This is a genomic window from Streptomyces sp. NPDC055506, assembly GCF_053643595.1.
The window spans coordinates 100,949-117,450 of the sequence record NZ_JBSHKH010000006.1; the positions used below are offsets into that span (position 1 = coordinate 100,949).

The window sequence follows — 16,502 nt, forward strand, 5'->3', positions numbered from 1 at the left end:
GAGCGGCGGCTCAGCGCGCGGTGTAGGCGATCACCAGCACGTCGCGATGGGCGGCGAGTTCGGGGTCCACCGGCTGCACCGGGGTCACCGAGTGCAGTGTGCGGCGGTCGTCGCCCAGCAGCAGGTCACCGGGCTCGGACAGGGTAACCGTGAGCAGGTGATCGCCCTCGTCGGTGTAGACGCCGCTCTCACCACCGGTGACATTGCTGCGGCCGATCAGCAGCGAGGTGATGAAGGTGACGCCGTCACGGTGCCGGCCCTCGGGCGCCGGCTGACCCTGCTGGTCCGTGGAGGCGCTGATGCGGTACGGGTGCAGTTTCACGTTCCACGACTCGGTGCCGTCGACGGCGGTGAAGATGCGGCCGAGTTCGACGAGGACGGAACGCAGCAGCGGGTCACCGGCGAAGGACTCGGTCAGCGGGTCGAATACCCGCTCGATGCCGCCGTTGAGCGGATTGATGTCCGACTCCTGGCGGTACGGCGCGTGCGGAAGCAGGGTCAGTTCGCCCTCGACGGGGTCGAGCTCGAACTGTCCGTAGCGACGGAACCGGTACGTGCCTCCGTCGGCCATGTACGTGTCGAGGGTGAGCTCGTCCCAGTGGGCGGCGAAGCGCGCCCAGTCGGCTGAGCCGACACCGGCCAGCGCGGAGAGCTGTGCGGCGGGCATCAGATGACCGCCGGGCCCGGCGAGGGCGTTGACGGCATCGACGGCAGCGGGGTGATGGATGGCGGCAGTGGTCATGGCGTACTCCAGAGGGAGAAGAGCAGACGAGGGGACGACGCGGGGAGGGGGGGAGATGGCGAGAAGGGTGGGAGGGAGCACTCAGACCGCGGCGAGAACGGTCTCCGCCGCAGGGACGAACGGCGCCGACTCCGCGCTGATCGCCCGCTCCTCCCACGCCTCCCGGTCACGCAGATACAGCGGTGATCCGACGGCGATGGAGCGCGTGTCGGCGCCGCCGGTGCGCAGCCGCCAGGTCACGGACCCGGTGGTGCGGGCGGCGCAGGCGTCGATGAACACCTGGGCCGCGAGCCGCAGTTCGCCGAACCAGCGGCCCTCGAGGGCCTCCCGCGTCCAGACCTGTTCCAGATGCCGCTTCTCGCGGATGAGTTCGGCGTCCAGGCAGGCGCTCTCGATGTGCCGGTAGCTGCTGAGCAGGAGCCAGGCGGCGGGCATCTCACGGATCTCGAGGACCTTCTCGCCGTGATCGAGGTGCTCCAGGCCGGAGTAGCGGCCGAGCCCGTACGCGCCGACCCGCCGGTTGAGCCGCTCGACCAGCCCGGTCAGCGGCAGCGGTTCTCCGTCGAGAGCGACGGGCAGCCCGTGTTCGAAGGTGACGGTCAGGGTGTCGGTGTCACCGGGGCGGGCGGTCGGCCGGCTCCAGGTGTACATCTCTTCGGGGACCTCGTGGAGTTCGGGGTCGTCGAGGATGCCCGACTCGAACTCGCGGCACCACAGGTTGGAATCGCCGCTGACGATCCGCCCGGCGAGCAGATCGATGCCGGCGGCGCGCAGTTCGACGAGCTTCTCGTCGCGAGTGACGGGATCGAGATCGTACGGGCTGCCGAACGCGCCCTCGTAACCGAGCAGCCCCAGCGCCCCGTTGAGGCGGCGCAGGGTGTTCTGGGAGCGGTTGGCGGTGTGCAGCACGGCCTGCGCGTCGAGCGCACGGGCCAGCCCGACCGCACTGTGGGCGATCAGTGGGCGGCTCAGCGTGGAGCTGACGGGGTGGATACCGAGGTAGACGGCCTGAGCGGCGATCGCGGGAGCCACGTACCGGTCGGCGAACTCGGCACGCCGGTCGAGGATGTGGATCGTCGCGCCGAGCGCTTCGGCCACCTGGCGTTTGTAGGTACTGGACTCGTCCTCGCCGATGTCGACGCTCACGGCGTGCACCTCGCGGATGCCCATCCGGCGCAGCCGCAGCAGCAGATACGAACTGTCGAGTCCGCCGCTGAACAGCGTCACGACGGGGCGGCCCGGGTCCAGGGAGCCGAGCTGCGAGAAGGAACGTATGAGCGGGGAACGCATGGCCTCTTCAACCTCTGCACTGGTCACAGAGGAGGAGACTTCCGTGCCGGGAAGCGCCCGACAACGGATTCCGGCGTCCGTGCCCGGCCATGACCGGACCCGGAAACGGTTTCCGACACGCTGATCCGGCCGGTGCGGTGCGTCAGCCGACGGAACTGGCCGACCGGCCGGTGCTCGGATCCGCCGCCCGGGACGCCCGGCGCGCGGCTGCGGTGGCCGCCCGGGGCCCGGACAGCAGGTACGTCAGCGCGAAGCCCGCTCCGACCACCACCGCTCCCCCGGCCGCGTCCAGCACCCAGTGGTTACCGGTCGTCACGATCGAGCAGCCGGTGAGCAGGGGGTGCACCAGCCCCAGGGCCTTCAGCCACCAACGGCGCGGCAGCACGGCGATCACGACGCCGCACCACAATGCCCAGCCGAAGTGCAGCGACGGCATCGCCGCGTACTGGTTGGTGATGCCCGTGAGCGTGCCGTAGTCGGGCTGGGAGAAGTCCTGGACGCCGTGGACGGTGTCGATGAAGCCGAGTGTCGGCATCAGCCGCGGCGGGGCGAGCGGGTAGAGCCAGAAGCCGGCCAGGGCGAGCAGGGTGGCGAAGCCGATGGCGGAGCGGGCCCAGCGGTAGTCGGCGGGGCGGCGCCAGTACAGGACGGCGAGGACGGCCAGCGGGACGACGAAGTGGAACGACTCGTAGTAGAAGTCGGAGAAGTCCCGCAGCCAGTCGGTCCGCACCACGGCGTGGTTGGCCCAGTGCTCGATGTCGATGCGCAGGGCGCGTTCCAGGCCGAGGATCTGCCAGGCGTGCTCCTCGGCCTCGGCCCGGCCGGCCGAGATGCTGCCGCCGGTGGCGGCGAGCCGGACCTGGGAGTAGGCGGCGTAGGCCACCCGGAGGAGGAGAAGCTCCAGGAGGAGGTTCGGCCGGGTGAGGGCCCGGCGCAGGAGGGGCAGCGGCATGTGCCGGAAGCGGGCCGGGGCGGCGGGCGCGTACTCGGTCGGTATCGGCGACTGGTAGTACGGCGAGGCGCGGGACAGGAACGGGACGGCCACGGCGGCGGCCAGGGCGGCCAGCAGGACGAGGTCGGCGCGCAGCGGTTCCAGTGCCGCCATGTCCGGAAGCAGCAGCCTGGTCGGCAGGGTCATGACCAGGACGACGGCGACGGGCCATACGTACCGGTCGCGGGCGCGTCTGCCGGCCCTGCCGACGACCGCGAGCAGCACCCACAGCAGCTGGTGCTGCCAGGCCGTGGGCGAGACGACGATGGCGGCGCAGCCGGTGATCGCGACGGCGAGGAGCAGCTGGCCGTCGGCGAAGTACCGCACGGCGCGGCGCAGGGCGAGGACGGCGACGGCCGCGCCGAGGGCCAGGAAGAGCGCGACCTCCAGGGGGCCGTTCAGGCCGAGTCGCAGCAGGGCGCCGTGCAGGGACTGGTTGCCGAGGTCGTCGGCCCGGCCGCCGAGGCCGGCGCCGGCCAGGTGGTGGACCCAGTAGACGGAGGAGTCGTGCGGCATCGCCGCCCAGGCGAGCGCGGTGCAGGCGGCGAAGGTGGCGCCGCCGGAGAGCGCGGCGCGTCTGCGGCCCGTGCACCACAGCAGGGGCGTGAAGAGCAGCAGGGTGGGCTGGAGCGCGGCCGCGACCCCGATGAGCAGTCCGCTGGTCCGCTGGCCGTGGGCGACGAAGCAGCCGAGCAGGACGAGCAGGACCGGGATGATGCTGGTCTGGCCGAGCCACAGGGTGTTGCGGACCGGCAGGGACAGCATGAGCAGGCCGATGGCGACGGGGGCGGCCAGCAGCGCCGTGCGGCGGCCGATGGGCTGGGGCAGGGCGCGGGCGGCGATCAGTCCGAGGGCGGCGACCAGCAGCAGCGTGCCGAAGGTCCAGCCCCAGCCGAGGGCCTGTTCGGCCGAGCGAGTGAGGGGCTTGAGGACGAGTCCGTTGAAGGGGGTGCCGGTGAAGCGCGTCGAGTCGTAGAGCGAGCCGTTCACGTGCAGGACGCCGTTCGGCCCGACCCAGGTCTCCAGGTCCGTCAGCCGCTCCCCGCGCGGGGTGCCGAGGACGACGGCCACCTGCCGTGCGGCGAGGACGGCGACGATCAGCCAGAGCCCGAGGCAGGCCATGCGCAGGCGTGCGTGAGGTCTGCCGACGGCCGTCGCTCCGAAGGCTTCCGTCGGTCGCCCGCCGCGCTCCGCATTCGTCACGCCTCGTCGGCCTTCTGCGCTGTATGACCCTTACGCCCCCTTCATCCGGTTGACGATAGTGCGCGCGACGCGCGGTTGCCTCTCGTGAACGCGAGAAGGATCACACCAAGATCACGTGGGAACCGCTCCCAGCCGGGCATGCGTGCCTGCACAGCCGGTGTTTAGATGCACCCTGCAACGAAAGGCATACCGCCCGTGAGCGGGCATTCTCCGCCTATCGTCGCTTTTTCGGCCCGTTCGACAGCGCCGCCGCGCGGACCGCGCCCCAGTCCCCGATGAAAGGTAGGCGAGCGAGTCTTGTGACTGCCTCAGTCATTGCTCCCACGTCCGCGCTCAAGAGCCGCACGGCGAAGGCCCAGGACACCACCGTCACCGACCCCGCGCTGGTCAAGCGCGCCGTGAAGGCGGCCGCACTGGGCAACGCGATGGAATGGTTCGACTTCGGTGTCTACAGCTACATCGCGGTCACCCTGGGCAAGGTCTTCTTCCCGTCGGGCAACCCCACCGCGCAGCTGCTCTCCACCTTCGGCGCCTTCGCCGCGGCCTTCCTGGTCCGTCCCCTCGGCGGCATGGTCTTCGGCCCGCTCGGCGACCGCGTCGGCCGCCAGAAGGTCCTCGCGCTCACCATGATCATGATGGCCGCGGGCACCTTCGCGATCGGTCTGATCCCGTCGTACGCGACGATCGGTGTCGGCGCGCCGATCCTGCTCCTCGTGGCCCGCCTCGTGCAGGGCTTCTCCACCGGCGGCGAGTACGCGGGCGCCTCCACCTTCATCGCCGAGTACGCCCCCGACAAGCGGCGTGGCTTCCTCGGCAGCTGGCTGGAGTTCGGCACCCTCGCCGGCTACATCGGCGGCGCGGGCCTGGTCACCCTGATGACCGCCCTGCTCTCCGCCGACGACCTGACCTCATGGGGCTGGCGCCTGCCGTTCCTGATCGCGGGCCCGATGGGCATCGTCGGCCTCTACCTGCGGATGCGCCTCGAGGAGACCCCGGCGTTCGCCGCCGAGGCCGAGAAGGCCGAGCACAACCGGCCCAAGGTGCCGCTGCGCGAGATGATCACCGGCCAGTGGCGCGCACTGCTGCTCTGCGTCGGCCTGGTGCTGGTCTTCAACGTCACCGACTACATGCTGCTGTCGTACATGCCGAGCTACCTGACCGGTCAGCTCCACTACGACGAGACGCACGGTCTGCTCGTCGTCCTCGGTGTGATGGCGCTGATGATGATCGCCCAGCCGTTCGTCGGCGCGCTGACCGACCGCGCCGGACGCCGCCCGGTGATCGCCACCGGCTGTGCCGGCTTCCTGCTGCTGTCCGTCCCGGCCCTGCTGCTGATCCGCCAGGGCAGCCTGCTCGCGGTCGGGCTCGGCATGGGCGCGCTGGGCATGCTGCTGGTGTGCTTCACGGCGGCGATGCCGTCCGCGCTCCCGGCGCTGTTCCCGACCCGGGTCCGCTACGGCTCGCTCTCCATCGGCTTCAACGTCTCCGTATCCCTGTTCGGCGGCACGACCCCGCTGGTGGTCACGGCCCTGATCGGCGCGACCGGGGACATGATGATGCCCGCCTACTACATGATGGCCGCGGCCGTGGTCGGCGGTTTCGCGGTGTGGCGCATGGCGGAGTCGGCGGGGCGCCCGCTGCCCGGCTCGGCACCGTCCGTGACGGGCTGAGACACGCCGGGTGAAATCCCCCTGGCAGCGGACCGCCGCACCAACTATCTTCGACAACGTCAGTAGTTAGCGAATCTAACTATGCGTACGAAAGGTAGAGGTGCATGAGCGAGTCGCACGTCTGGGGCGAGGTCGACGCCTACTTCACCGCCCACCTCGCACCGGACGACGAAGACCTGGCGGCGGCGCTGCGGGACAGCGACGCCGCAGGGCTTCCGCACATCAACGTCGCGGGGAACCAGGGCAAGCTGCTCCAGCTCCTCGCCCAGATCCAGGGCGCCCGCCACATCCTGGAGATCGGCACGCTCGGCGGCTACAGCACCATCTGGCTGGGCCGCGCCCTGCCCGCCGACGGGCGGCTGGTCTCCCTGGAGTACGACCCCCTGCACGCCGAGGTCGCCGTCCGCAACATCGCCCGCGCCGGCCTGGACAAGCTGGTCGAGGTGCGGGTCGGCCCGGCCCTGGAGTCGCTGCCCAAGCTGGCCGACGAGAACCCGCCCCCGTTCGACCTGGTCTTCATCGACGCCGACAAGGCCAACAACCCGCACTACGTCGAGTGGGCCGTGAAGCTCAGCAGCACGGGCAGCCTGATCGTCCTCGACAACGTCGTCCGCGGCGGCCGCGTGACCGACGCCGCCAGCACGGCCCCGGACGTGGTGGGCACCCGCGCCGCGATCGAGCTGATCGGCAGCCATCCGAGGCTGAGCGGGACGGCGATCCAGACGGTGGGCACGAAGGGCTACGACGGGTTCGCGGTGGCGCGGGTGCTGGCCTGAGAGCGCCGGGTCGCCGTCAGACCTCGTGGTAGAAGCCCACGTTGACGCTGCGCGGGGCGGTGCGGTCCTGGATGATGATCTCGCCGCTGCCGCCCCGGGGAAGCGGGACGGTGCCGCCGTAGGCGAGGGGCTGGGCGTACTCCCCGACCGTCAGCCGGACTTCGGAGGACGGGTCGGGCTGCGAGCCGCGCAGCCAGGTGAGCTGCCAGGTCCCGTCGGGGCCGCACAGGAACTCCAGATGGACGCGGGAGACGAACAGCCAGTCGTCCGGCGTCGAGAGCCGGCACACCGACTTGTCGCGGCCCACCCGCAGCACGGCACCCGGCTCGCTGGGCGCGTCGGCCATGAGCATGCCGGCCGTGGCACCCTCCTCCGCCGGGGACACGGCGGCCATGGTGAGTTCGAGCACGTGCGCTCCTCCTGTGACGTGGGTCTGGGCCCGCCGCATGATAGAACGCCCGGCTGCGTGCTGTCCGGCACAATGGGGTCATGACCGAGCGAAAGCCACCCGGCGTCGACTTCGAGTCCTGGGTCGACAAACAGATCCGCGACGCGGAGACCCGCGGCGAGTTCGAACGGTTGCCGGGGGCGGGCAAGCCGCTGCCGGCCGACGTGGACTCCGCCTACGACGAACTGTGGTGGATCAAGCGGAAGATGGCCCGCGAGGGCTTCTCCGTCCTGCCGCCGGCGCTGGCGCTGCGCAAGGAGGCCGAGGACGCGCTGGTCGCGGCCCTCGCGGCGCCCTCGGAACGGATCGCGCGGAAGATCATCACGGAGATCAACGACAAGATCCGAGAGATGATGTTCAAGCCGCCGCCCGGCCCCCCGCTGGGCAAGAAGCCGTACGACGTCGAGGACGTCGTACGGCAGTGGCGGGAGCGCCGGGCGGATCGGTGAACGGGGAGTGGTGAACGGGGTGGCTCACACGTGCAGGAGCCGCTCCGCCAGCTCGCGGTAGTCCTTCAGGGCCAGCCGGAGCTGCTCGGTGTCGGCGCTCGACACCGGCTTGCCCTCCCCGCTCTCGACGGACTGCCAGGAGTGACGCAGGGTGCGGCGACGCTGCGCCACGGCCTCGGTGAACCGGGCCGCGATCTCCTCCAGCACGTGGTCGGCCTCCTCGACGGAGGCCCGGGGCCCGTCGACGAACCCTGCGACGGCGTGCTGCAACTGCAGGCCGAGCTTGTCGGACTCGTCGTGGGGGAAGAGGTGGGCGTGCTTGCCCTCTCGGGAGGTGCCCTCTCGGGAGGTGCCCTCTCGGGGGGTGCTCTCCCGGGTGGGGCCGGGGGCGCTGGTGTCCTTGGGGACGGTGAGTTTGTTCGTGGCGCCGGTGCCGTGGCCGGTGCCCAGGGCGCTCTCGCCTCGAGCGTCGGGGGCGGCGGCGGTGTTCTCGCCGGACGGTCGGGTCACGTCGGACATTGCCTCAACTCTCCTTCGCCTGGCGTCGGTTGAGCGCCCACGGCAGGTGTCCGCCACGGGTGTTCGCGGCCTTGCGGCCGCCGTTCAGTCCGGCACGGCGGTGTCCGTCCTCATGGCGTCCGTCCTCGTGCCGTCCGGTGCCGCCGTCGTGGCGGGCCGGCCGTACCAGTTCCTCGAACAGGGCGCGGGCCGCCACCATGGCCTCCCGCATGTCTTCCGTACCGGTGCCGCCGTCGCGGGCGTCCTCCGCGCGCAGATGTGCCGCACGGTGCACGCGCCGGTAGCCGTCGACGTGATGGGCGTGGTGCACGGACAGCGCGGCGAGCTGCTCCTCGTACTGGCCGCCGTCCGGGAAGCCCCGGGCGCCGGCGAGTTCGGCGAGCAGCCGGTCCGCCTCGGCGACGGCCTCCCGCGGCGAGTCGACGAACCGCTCCTGGGCGGCCGTCCAGCGCGCCTCGTACCGCTCGCGCTGCGCCGGGTCCAGCGACCGCTCGCGCAGGTCGCCGTGGCGGTGCACCCGCTCGGTGAGTTCGCGCTCGGCGGCCTTGGCGTCGCCGTCGTGGCGGGCGACGGCCCGCTCGTACTCGGGTCCGAAGCGCCGCTTCAGGCTCGGGCCGCGACGAGGCCCGCGGGCGCGCAAGGTCATGGCGGCCGCGATGATGATGACGACCGCCGCGATCACGATCAGAGCAATGATCAGGCCAGTGGACATGGATGCCTTCCGGGTTCTCGGCCCAACCGGCCCTCCTCACGGACCGGTTCGCCGCACCGGGTAGCCCGGAATCCCGCCCCCAAACGGCACACGGCGGTCACACAAATCCGGTTGCGGGCACGGTGCGGCAGTGGCCGAGAATGCGCTCATGACCTGGACCGTGGCCCCGGAGCCGTACGACTCCCCCGTCGCCGCCGCTCTGTGGCGGGCGTACTACACCGAGGTCAGCGACCGCTGGTACCTGCTGCACGAGGGTCGCAGGACCGACCCGGAGGAGCTGGAGCGGGAGATCGCCGCCGAGCCGGGATGCGACCTCGCGCCGCCGCGCGGGCGGTTGCTGGTCGCCCGGTACGGCGGTGAACCGGCCGGCACCGCGGGCGTACGGCTGTACGACGGCACGACCGCCGAACTCACGCGGGTGTTCCTGCACCCGTCGATGCGCGGCAGGGGCGGTGCCCAGCTCCTGGTCCGGGCCGCCGAGGACGCCGCCCGTGCGCTCGGTGCCGTGCGGCTGATTCTCGACACCCGCGGTGATCTCGTCGAGGCCCGTGCCCTCTACGCCCGGCTGGGCTACGCGGAGACCGAGCCGTACAACGACGACCGGTACGCCGAGCACTGGTTCGCCAAGTCCCTCGTCTGAACCGGCGTTCAGCCCAGCTGTGCCACGCGCCGTTCCTCGGAGGGGCCGTCGTCGTACGGTCGCTCGCGGCGTGACCCGCAGAGTTCGCCGTTCAACTCCTTTACGAGTTGGACCAGATCGGCCGGCCGGTCGGGGGTCCACCAGTCGCCGAGCAGCTCGGCGAGGGACTCCTCGCGGGTTCGGGCCAGCCGGTCGGCGACCTCGCGGCCCTGGCCGGTCAGGACCAGGCCGAGGCCCTCGCGCACGGCGAGCCGCCGTTCCTCGATCTGCCGGGCGGCCTCGATGATCACGGTCAGCGGCACGGGCATGCTGTCGGCCAGCACGGCAGGCTCCACCTCGCCGTATCTCCGGATCCGCAGCAGCAGCCAGCTCGCCGCGGGCAGCAGGTCGTAGCCCGCCCGTTCGGTGATCTTCCGGTAGACTTCGCGCCGCCCCGCGCGGGTGCCGAGCACCGACAGCGCGCGGCACACCTCGTCGTACGAGGTCCGCTGGACGGGGTTGCTCGCCAGGGTCTCCGTGACGTCGGGCGCGGTGACCGAGCCGCGCAGCCGGTCCTCCTTCAGGAACCAGGCCAGCACGAAGCCGAGGAGCGCGACCGGGGCGGCGTAGAGGAAGACGTCCGTGATGGAGACGGCGTAGGCGTGCAGGGCAGGCGGCTGCAGGCCGGACGGCAGGGCGGCGATGCCGCGCGGGTCGGCCTCCAGCGAGTCCACGGAGACTCCGGGCGGCAGCCGTGCGCCCCGGAAGGCGTCCGTGAGCTCGTCGCCGAGCCGGCCCGCGAAGATCGTGCCGAAGACGGCGACGCCGAACGACGCGCCGATCGAGCGGAAGAACGTCGCCCCGGACGTGGCGACGCCCAGGTCCTCGTACGGGACGGCGTTCTGCACGATGAGCACGAGGACCTGCATCACCAAACCGAGCCCCAGCCCGAACACAAGGAAGAAGCCGCTCAGCTGGACGGTGGAGCTGTGCTCGTCGAGCTGGTGCAGCAGGAGCAGCCCGAGCGTGGTGACGCCGGTGCCGGCGACCGGGAACACCTTCCAGCGCCCGGTACGGCTGACGATCTGCCCGGAGGCCGTCGAGGCCAGCAGCAGCCCCAGCACCATCGGGAGCATGTGCACTCCGGACATGGTCGGGCTGACGCCCTGCACGACCTGGAGGAAGGTCGGCAGGTAGGTCATCGCGCCGAACATGGCGAAGCCCACGACGAAACTGATCACGGCGGCGAGCGTGAAGGTGCGGACGCGGAACAGCTTGAGCGGCAGCACGGGTTCCGCGGCGCGCCGCTCGACGGCCACGAAGGCGACCGCGAGGACGACGCCGAGGACGGCGAGCCCGACGATCTGCGCGGATCCCCATCCCCAGGTCGTCCCGCCGAGGGAGGCGACCAGCACCAGGCAGGTGGCGACGGCCGCGATGAGGAAGGTGCCGAGGTAGTCGATGACGTGCCGTTGCGACCGGCGCGGGAGGTGCAGGACGGTCGCTATCACGGCGAGCGCGACGACGCCGACGGGCAGATTGACGTAGAACACCCAACGCCAGCTCAGATGCTGTGTGAACAGCCCGCCGAGCAGCGGCCCGAGCACGCTGGTCGCGCCGAACACGGCCCCGAACAGCCCTTGGTAGCGCCCGCGTTCCCTGGGCGGGACGAGGTCCCCGACGACGGCCATCGACAGCACGATCAGCCCGCCGCCGCCCAGCCCTTGCAGGGCCCGGAAGGCGATGAGCTGGGTCATGTCCTGCGCGGCCCCGCACAGCGCGGAGCCGATGAGGAAGATCACGATCGCCGTCTGGAACAGCCTCTTGCGGCCGTACTGGTCGCCGAGCTTGCCCCACAGGGGGGTGGCGGCGGTGGCGGCCAGCAGGTAGGCGGTGACGACCCAGGACAGATGGTCCATGCCGCCGAGGTCGCTGACGATCGTGGGCAGAGCGGTCGACACGATGGTCTGGTCCAGTGCGGCGAGCAGCATGCCGAGGAGCAGGGCTCCGATGGAGACCAGCACATTCCCGGGAACCTGCTCCGGGGCGAGGGTTTCCGCAGGTGAAGGTGCGGGTGGCGGTGTCGTCTCGTGCACATCCCCGGCCATGCGACCTCCCGAGGGTCCTGTGACATTTTCCATCGTGACCGGTGTGACGGGGTATGGCCTGCCGAGTCCTTTTGGAAGCGTTCATTCCGGGGGCTCCCCGACCGCACTGTGGAGAAGATCTGGATAATCTCTGGAGTTCGCGAGGGGAGGGAGGAACGCGTGGAACCGCCTAACGGTCACCCGTGCCCGGAGTGCGGCGCGCCCAGACAGCAGGACAAGTCCCCTGCCTGCGCCTGCGCCCACCGGGCCGCCGAGGCCCTGCGCGACACCCGCACGGCCCAGGCGGCGGCAGCGGAGGACTTCGACCCGCTCCGGATCCGCCCGTACGTCGAACTCGACGACGGGGCGGGGGATTCGCGCCCGGGGGTTCCGGGCACGGGGGCGTCGCGCCCAGCGGTTCCGGCCACGGGGGCTTCACACACCGCGAGCGCGGCGCAGCCGACCTCGCCGGACTCCCCGCCCACGCAGGCCTCACACCCCGGAGAGCCCGCGCAGACCCCCGACGGAGCCGAGCGGCACGCCCGGACGGACCCGGCGCACGCCTCGCACACCGCAGGCGCCACGCAACCACCCCCGTCGAAAACCCCGACCGTCCGCCCGCTCGCCCAGGCCCCGCACTCCGAAGGCCCCGCGCAGGGCCCCGACGGAGCCGAGCGACACGCCCGGACGGACCCGACGAAGGCCACGCACACCGCAGGCCCCGCGCAACCGCCCCCGTCGAAAACCCCGACCGTCCGCCCGCTCGCCCAGGCCCCGCACTCCGAGGGCCCGGCGCAGGCGCCTGACGACGCCCCGCGGCAGCAGCTCACGGACCCTGCGGGAGCATCACAGCCGCCCTCCCCCGCGCAGGCGCCCGACAGGGCCTCGCGACGGCCCGGGACGAACCCGGCGGAGGCATCGCGCGCCGCAGGAGCCGTGCGACCATCCGCGCCCGACGCCCCGGCCATGCCCCCACGAGCCGGAGCCCCCGCGTCCGACGGCGCCCCGCGACAGCCGCTCACGGACCCTGCGGGAGCCTCGCAACCGGCATCGCACCCCGGGAGCGTCGCGCCACCGCCCTCCCCCGCCGACACCACCATGCCCCTGCGCCCGGTGGAGCCGGACGCGACCACCGCGTTCCCGGCCGCCTCCGCCTCGGACGCGACCACCGTGCTGCCGGTCACCCCTGCCCCGGACGCGACCACCGTGCTGCCGAGCATCCCGGCGCCGGGCGCGGGCGCCCCGGATCAGGACGCGACCACCGTGCTGCCCGCCGTCCCGGCCGCCGCCGCCCCGGACGCCACCTCCGTGCTGCCCACGCCCCTGGGCCCCGACGGGACCGAGCCGAGTGTCACCGATCTGCGGATGTTCGACGGGACCGGGACGGCGGCCGTGGCACCGGGGCGGCCGGAGCCGGTAGAACCCGAGTCCGGCAGGCCCGGGCGGCGGCGTCGTATCGTCCTCCTCGCCGCGGCCGGCGCATGTGTCGCCGTCGTGACGGCGGCGGGGTACGCGAGCGGACTGTTCTTCTACGAGGGGCCCTCCCGGAACACCGCGCTGCCGGACGACATCCGCGCGAGCGTGCCGGACGCCCCGTCGAGCAGCGCGGCGTCCTCGGCGCCGGAGGAGAGCGCACCGGCCACGCCGTCGACCCCCGCGGCACCGCCGCCGGCCCCGTCACGTACCAGCAGCCCGTCGGCGTCCCCGTCACCGTCCGCGCCGAGCGCCTCGGCGAGCCCGTCGCAGACGGCCTCCCCCTCGGCGCCCGAGACGTCCGCGACGGCGACCGACCCCGGGAAGTCACCGCCGGGCAACTCCCGCCAGAGCGACAACCCCAGCGTCCTGCGCCTCGGCGACCGGGGCCCGGAGGTCACCGAACTCCAGTCGCGCCTGCGCCAGTTGTTCCTCTACGACGACGACACCGACGGCACCTTCGACAACCGGCTCCAGGACGCGGTCCGCAACTACCAGTTCTCACGCGGTATCCAGGCCGACGACCTCGGCGTCTACGACCGTGAGACCCGGACGAGACTGGAGTCGGAAACCAAGGAGCCGTAGACCACCCGGGCGCCGTACGGTGACGCCGTGACTACTCAGGTGATCGTTCTCAACGGCGGTTCGAGCTCCGGCAAGTCCGGACTCGTACGGTGCCTGCAAGAGGTGCTGCCGGACCCCTGGCCGGCCTTCGGCGTCGACGCGTTCGTCGAGGCGCTGCCCGCGAGGATGAAGGGCTCGGACGGCGGGATCACCTTCGCGCCCGACGGCGGTGTGAACGTGGGCGCGGACTTCCGGGCCCTGGACGCCGCCTGGACCGAGGGCATCGCCGCCATGGCCCGCGCCGGCGCCCGGGTCATCGTCGACGACGTCTTCCTCGGCGGCGCGGCCTCCCAGCAGCGGTGGCGGAAGGCCCTGGCCGGACTCTCCGTGCTGTGGGTCGGCGTCAGGTGTGACAGCGCGGTCGCCGCGGCCCGTGAGATCGCCCGGGGAGACCGGGTCCGGGGCATGGCCGCGGCACAGGCACAGGTCGTGCACGAGGGCGTGAGCTATGACCTGGAGGTCGACACGACACACACCGAGTCCCTGGAGTGCGCCCGCACCATCGCCACCCGCATCGGCTGACCCGCCGGCCCCCAGGGCGTCACCTACGCCCCTCCTTCGGTGTCCGCGACAATGGCCAACCGGCCGGCGATCCGGCGGCACGCGTCGGCGAGTTCGGGCGGGTGGAGGTCGGTGAGTTCGGTGTCGAAGGTGGCGAGGATCCCGGCGACCCCGGCCCAGGACCAGGCGCCGAGGGTGAGGCGGCAGTGCTCGGCGTCGAGGTGCTCGACGACCGAACCGCCCGGTGCCCAGCGGGCGACGACACCGGCCGGCAGGTTGAGCCGGGCGGTGCCGGTGCACGGCCAGGCGGCGGGGGTGTCGCCGCGATCGTGACTGCTCATGACGAAGTGGGCGAGGTCGTCGCAGGGGAGCTCGCGCGGACCGAAGCGGTGTGTGGTGGGGCGGGGGCGGAGCCGGTCGACACGGTGCACTCGCCACTCGTGGTCTTCCAGGTCGTAGGCGACCAGGTACCACCGGCCGGCCCAGACGACCAGATGGTGGGGTTCGATGCGGCGGGCGGGCAGGAAGTCCTCGTCGCCGGTTCCGGGGCGTGAGCCGTCGGCGCGCAGCGTCTCGGTGACGAGTACGTGGCGGTGGCGCGCCGCGGCCCCGACGGCGGTGAGCGCGGCCGAGTCGATGGGGGCTCCAGGGAACTCCCAGTAGTTCCGCAACCTGGTCAGGCGCAGGGACTTCATCGATTCCCGCAGCGCGGCGGGCATGGCCTGTTCCAGGGTGACCAGCGCCCGCGCCGCGTCGTCCCGCAGGCCGAACACCGTGCTGGGCGCGGCCTGCAGGGCCACCGCGACCGCGAGGGCCTGATCCTGGTCGAACACCAGCGGCGGGAGGGTGTGTCCGGCGCCGAGCTGGTAGCCGCCATCGGGTCCGTGGACGGTGGTGATCGGGTATCCGAGCCGGCGCAGGGTCTCGATGTCACGGCGGACGGTGCGCTCGCTGACGTCGAGTCCGGCGGCGAGTTCGCGCAGTGGCCACAGCCGGCGCGACCCGAACAGGGACAGCAGGCGCAAGGCACGTTCCGAGGTGCTCGCCATCGCCCCATCATCCCCCTGGTAGTGGCCACTCGGTGTCCAGTACCGGTGCCACTGTTGCCTGCCGGTGGGGGCAATCAGTGGCGGAAAAGGACGGATCGGTATGCGTGTTGTCGTGGTCGGTGGCGGGATCGGTGGACTCGCGCTGGGGGCGGGGTTGCGCCGCAGGGGGTTCGAGGTGGCGGTGTTCGACCGTGACACCGACGTGGCGGCGACGGGCGGCTACCACATCACCCTGGACGAACGGGCCCAGTCGGCGCTGCGGAAGCTGGTGGCGCCGGAGACCATGCGGCGGCTGCTGGCGTCGGGCTCGGCGCTGCGGCTGCGCGACCGCGACGCGTTCTGGGACCGTCGCGGCCGGCTGCTCGGCCGGGGACCGGATCTCAGCGGCGATGCCGGCATCGACGTAGACCGGATCACCCTGCGCATGCTGCTGGCCGAGGAGGTCGGCGACGACCTGTGTCTGGGGCGGACGGTGTCCGGCGTCGACCTGGGCGAGGACGGCGCACCCCGGGTGCTGTTCCCCGATGCCGCGCCCGTCCCGGCGGATCTGGTGGTGGGCGCGGACGGCACCCACTCCCTGGTCGCCCGGCACCTGGCGGGAGGCCGGACCAACAGCCCGGCGGGCATCATCGGGTTCTCCGGCCGTACCCTCCGCGCCGACCTGAGCCCCGGTGAGCGGCAACGGCTCGGACCACGGTCAGCGATGGCGATCGGCCCACGGGGTGCGGCACTGTACGTCGGCTTCCTCGACCCGGTCGGCAACGCCGCGCTCGACGCCCCCGAGCTGCGGATGTCCGTCACCACCGGTCCCACCTACATCTGGGGCGCCATGTTCCCCGAGTCCCCCGCGACCGACTCCCTGCGCGCGTTGCGCGACGGCGAGTTGCGGGCCGCGCTGTCGCGACGGTTCCGTGAGCAAGGCTGGGCCGAGCACACGCTTGAGGTCATCGCCCGTGCCGACCCGCACAGCGTGGCCGCGTACCGTTTCAACGCCGCCTCGACCCGCGCCGCCGAGCTCGCGCCCTGGCCCGCGGGCCGTATCACCGCGCTCGGCGACGCCGTCCACGCGACACCGCCCACCGCCGGAATGGGCGCCGGCGCGGCGATCCGCGATGCCGCCGCCCTGCTTGAGCACCTGGGGGACGTCAAGGACGGCGGTAGGACGACGGCCGAGGCCGTGAACGACTTCGAGGCGGGCATGCGCCGGCGCGGCAGCGAGGTCCTCGGCCTGGCCATGAGAACGGTCCGTCTGATCCTGGCCACCGACACCGCGCTCGGCGCCGCCGCCACCGCCGTGACCACCCCGGTCCTGGCCGCCGTCGCCCGGCTGCGTCATCGATGACCGTGTG

Annotated in this window: 15 protein-coding genes; 7 read left to right on the top strand and 8 right to left on the bottom strand. The window is 72.3% G+C overall.

Annotated elements, in window-relative coordinates; all coding sequences use genetic code 11:
- Positions 1-10: 10 nt before the first annotated feature.
- The 3 genes from ACWIF2_RS04380 to ACWIF2_RS04390 all read right to left on the bottom strand — a co-directional run bounded on the left by ACWIF2_RS04380 (position 11) and on the right by ACWIF2_RS04390 (position 4,226).
- The gene (locus tag ACWIF2_RS04380; protein ID WP_454358528.1) at positions 11-742 is read right to left on the bottom strand and encodes a 2OG-Fe dioxygenase family protein; all 732 of its coding nucleotides are present in this window, start codon (positions 740-742) and stop codon (positions 11-13) included.
- 81 nt (positions 743-823) lie between these two features.
- Positions 824-2,032 (bottom strand): argininosuccinate synthase-related protein, encoded by a 1,209-nt coding sequence (locus ACWIF2_RS04385; RefSeq protein ID WP_454358529.1) that lies wholly within the window; start codon positions 2,030-2,032, stop codon positions 824-826.
- Positions 2,033-2,174: 142 nt separating this feature from the next.
- Positions 2,175-4,226 (bottom strand): bifunctional glycosyltransferase 87/phosphatase PAP2 family protein, encoded by a 2,052-nt coding sequence (locus ACWIF2_RS04390; RefSeq protein ID WP_454358530.1) that lies wholly within the window; start codon positions 4,224-4,226, stop codon positions 2,175-2,177.
- A 275-nt stretch (positions 4,227-4,501) separates the two neighbouring features.
- Between ACWIF2_RS04390 and proP the strand changes: the two genes are divergently transcribed.
- On the top strand, positions 4,502-5,896 hold the full coding sequence (proP, locus tag ACWIF2_RS04395) for a glycine betaine/L-proline transporter ProP (protein WP_454358531.1): 1,395 nt from the start codon (positions 4,502-4,504) through the stop codon (positions 5,894-5,896).
- A gap of 104 nt (positions 5,897-6,000) precedes the next feature.
- The gene (locus tag ACWIF2_RS04400; protein ID WP_454358532.1) at positions 6,001-6,672 is read left to right on the top strand and encodes an O-methyltransferase; all 672 of its coding nucleotides are present in this window, start codon (positions 6,001-6,003) and stop codon (positions 6,670-6,672) included.
- A 16-nt stretch (positions 6,673-6,688) separates the two neighbouring features.
- Here the strand turns inward: ACWIF2_RS04400 and ACWIF2_RS04405 are convergent, their stop codons facing one another.
- Positions 6,689-7,081: a hypothetical protein gene (locus tag ACWIF2_RS04405; RefSeq protein ID WP_382492868.1), complete on the bottom strand. Its 393-nt coding sequence runs from the start codon at positions 7,079-7,081 to the stop codon at positions 6,689-6,691.
- 80 nt (positions 7,082-7,161) lie between these two features.
- Here ACWIF2_RS04405 and ACWIF2_RS04410 point away from each other — a divergent pair, with 80 nt between their 5' ends.
- Positions 7,162-7,569 carry a DnaJ family domain-containing protein gene (locus tag ACWIF2_RS04410; protein ID WP_454358533.1) on the top strand — a complete coding sequence of 136 codons (408 nt, stop codon included), beginning with the start codon at positions 7,162-7,164 and terminating at the stop codon, positions 7,567-7,569.
- A gap of 24 nt (positions 7,570-7,593) precedes the next feature.
- Here ACWIF2_RS04410 and ACWIF2_RS04415 read toward each other — a convergent pair whose 3' ends face one another.
- Together ACWIF2_RS04415 and ACWIF2_RS04420 are read right to left on the bottom strand one after the other, a co-directional pair.
- Positions 7,594-8,088 carry a hypothetical protein gene (locus ACWIF2_RS04415; protein WP_454358534.1) on the bottom strand — a complete coding sequence of 165 codons (495 nt, stop codon included), beginning with the start codon at positions 8,086-8,088 and terminating at the stop codon, positions 7,594-7,596.
- A 4-nt stretch (positions 8,089-8,092) separates the two neighbouring features.
- On the bottom strand, positions 8,093-8,800 hold the full coding sequence (locus ACWIF2_RS04420) for a hypothetical protein (RefSeq protein ID WP_454358535.1): 708 nt from the start codon (positions 8,798-8,800) through the stop codon (positions 8,093-8,095).
- 148 nt (positions 8,801-8,948) lie between these two features.
- Between ACWIF2_RS04420 and ACWIF2_RS04425 the strand changes: the two genes are divergently transcribed.
- A complete protein-coding gene (locus tag ACWIF2_RS04425; RefSeq protein ID WP_454358536.1) occupies positions 8,949-9,440 on the top strand; it encodes a GNAT family N-acetyltransferase in 492 nt (163 codons plus the stop codon).
- An 8-nt stretch (positions 9,441-9,448) separates the two neighbouring features.
- On the opposite strand, the gene ACWIF2_RS04430 is transcribed toward ACWIF2_RS04425, so the two are convergent.
- Positions 9,449-11,527, bottom strand: a complete 2,079-nt coding sequence (locus ACWIF2_RS04430) for a DHA2 family efflux MFS transporter permease subunit (RefSeq protein ID WP_454358537.1) — start codon at positions 11,525-11,527, stop codon at positions 9,449-9,451.
- A 1,077-nt stretch (positions 11,528-12,604) separates the two neighbouring features.
- On the opposite strand from ACWIF2_RS04430, the gene ACWIF2_RS04435 reads away from it, so the two are divergent.
- Together ACWIF2_RS04435 and cpt are read left to right on the top strand one after the other, a co-directional pair.
- On the top strand, positions 12,605-13,564 hold the full coding sequence (locus ACWIF2_RS04435; RefSeq protein ID WP_454358538.1) for a peptidoglycan-binding domain-containing protein: 960 nt from the start codon (positions 12,605-12,607) through the stop codon (positions 13,562-13,564).
- A 27-nt stretch (positions 13,565-13,591) separates the two neighbouring features.
- Positions 13,592-14,125: a chloramphenicol phosphotransferase CPT gene (cpt, locus tag ACWIF2_RS04440; protein ID WP_454358539.1), complete on the top strand. Its 534-nt coding sequence runs from the start codon at positions 13,592-13,594 to the stop codon at positions 14,123-14,125.
- A gap of 23 nt (positions 14,126-14,148) precedes the next feature.
- Here cpt and ACWIF2_RS04445 read toward each other — a convergent pair whose 3' ends face one another.
- A complete protein-coding gene (locus tag ACWIF2_RS04445; RefSeq protein WP_454358540.1) occupies positions 14,149-15,153 on the bottom strand; it encodes a helix-turn-helix transcriptional regulator in 1,005 nt (334 codons plus the stop codon).
- Positions 15,154-15,253: 100 nt separating this feature from the next.
- Here ACWIF2_RS04445 and ACWIF2_RS04450 point away from each other — a divergent pair, with 100 nt between their 5' ends.
- Complete coding sequence (locus ACWIF2_RS04450; RefSeq protein ID WP_454358541.1) at positions 15,254-16,495, top strand: FAD-dependent oxidoreductase; 1,242 nt, start codon at positions 15,254-15,256, stop codon at positions 16,493-16,495.
- Positions 16,496-16,502: the final 7 nt, after the last annotated feature.

Excerpts from the sequence above, each read along its gene's own strand:
- ACWIF2_RS04380 (WP_454358528.1), bottom strand. The coding sequence starts at position 742 with ATGACCACTGCCGCCATCCATCACCCCGCTGCCGTCGATGCCGTCAAC.
- ACWIF2_RS04445 (WP_454358540.1), bottom strand. The coding sequence starts at position 15,153 with ATGGCGAGCACCTCGGAACGTGCCTTGCGCCTGCTGTCCCTGTTCGGG.
- proP (WP_454358531.1), top strand. The coding sequence starts at position 4,502 with ATGAAAGGTAGGCGAGCGAGTCTTGTGACTGCCTCAGTCATTGCTCCC.
- ACWIF2_RS04430 (WP_454358537.1), bottom strand. The coding sequence starts at position 11,527 with ATGGCCGGGGATGTGCACGAGACGACACCGCCACCCGCACCTTCACCT.
- ACWIF2_RS04450 (WP_454358541.1), top strand. The coding sequence starts at position 15,254 with ATGCGTGTTGTCGTGGTCGGTGGCGGGATCGGTGGACTCGCGCTGGGG.
- ACWIF2_RS04385 (WP_454358529.1), bottom strand. The coding sequence starts at position 2,032 with ATGCGTTCCCCGCTCATACGTTCCTTCTCGCAGCTCGGCTCCCTGGAC.
- ACWIF2_RS04415 (WP_454358534.1), bottom strand. The coding sequence starts at position 8,088 with ATGTCCGACGTGACCCGACCGTCCGGCGAGAACACCGCCGCCGCCCCC.
- ACWIF2_RS04410 (WP_454358533.1), top strand. The coding sequence starts at position 7,162 with ATGACCGAGCGAAAGCCACCCGGCGTCGACTTCGAGTCCTGGGTCGAC.
- ACWIF2_RS04435 (WP_454358538.1), top strand. The coding sequence starts at position 12,605 with ATGCCCCTGCGCCCGGTGGAGCCGGACGCGACCACCGCGTTCCCGGCC.
- ACWIF2_RS04420 (WP_454358535.1), bottom strand. The coding sequence starts at position 8,800 with ATGTCCACTGGCCTGATCATTGCTCTGATCGTGATCGCGGCGGTCGTC.
- ACWIF2_RS04425 (WP_454358536.1), top strand. The coding sequence starts at position 8,949 with ATGACCTGGACCGTGGCCCCGGAGCCGTACGACTCCCCCGTCGCCGCC.
- ACWIF2_RS04400 (WP_454358532.1), top strand. The coding sequence starts at position 6,001 with ATGAGCGAGTCGCACGTCTGGGGCGAGGTCGACGCCTACTTCACCGCC.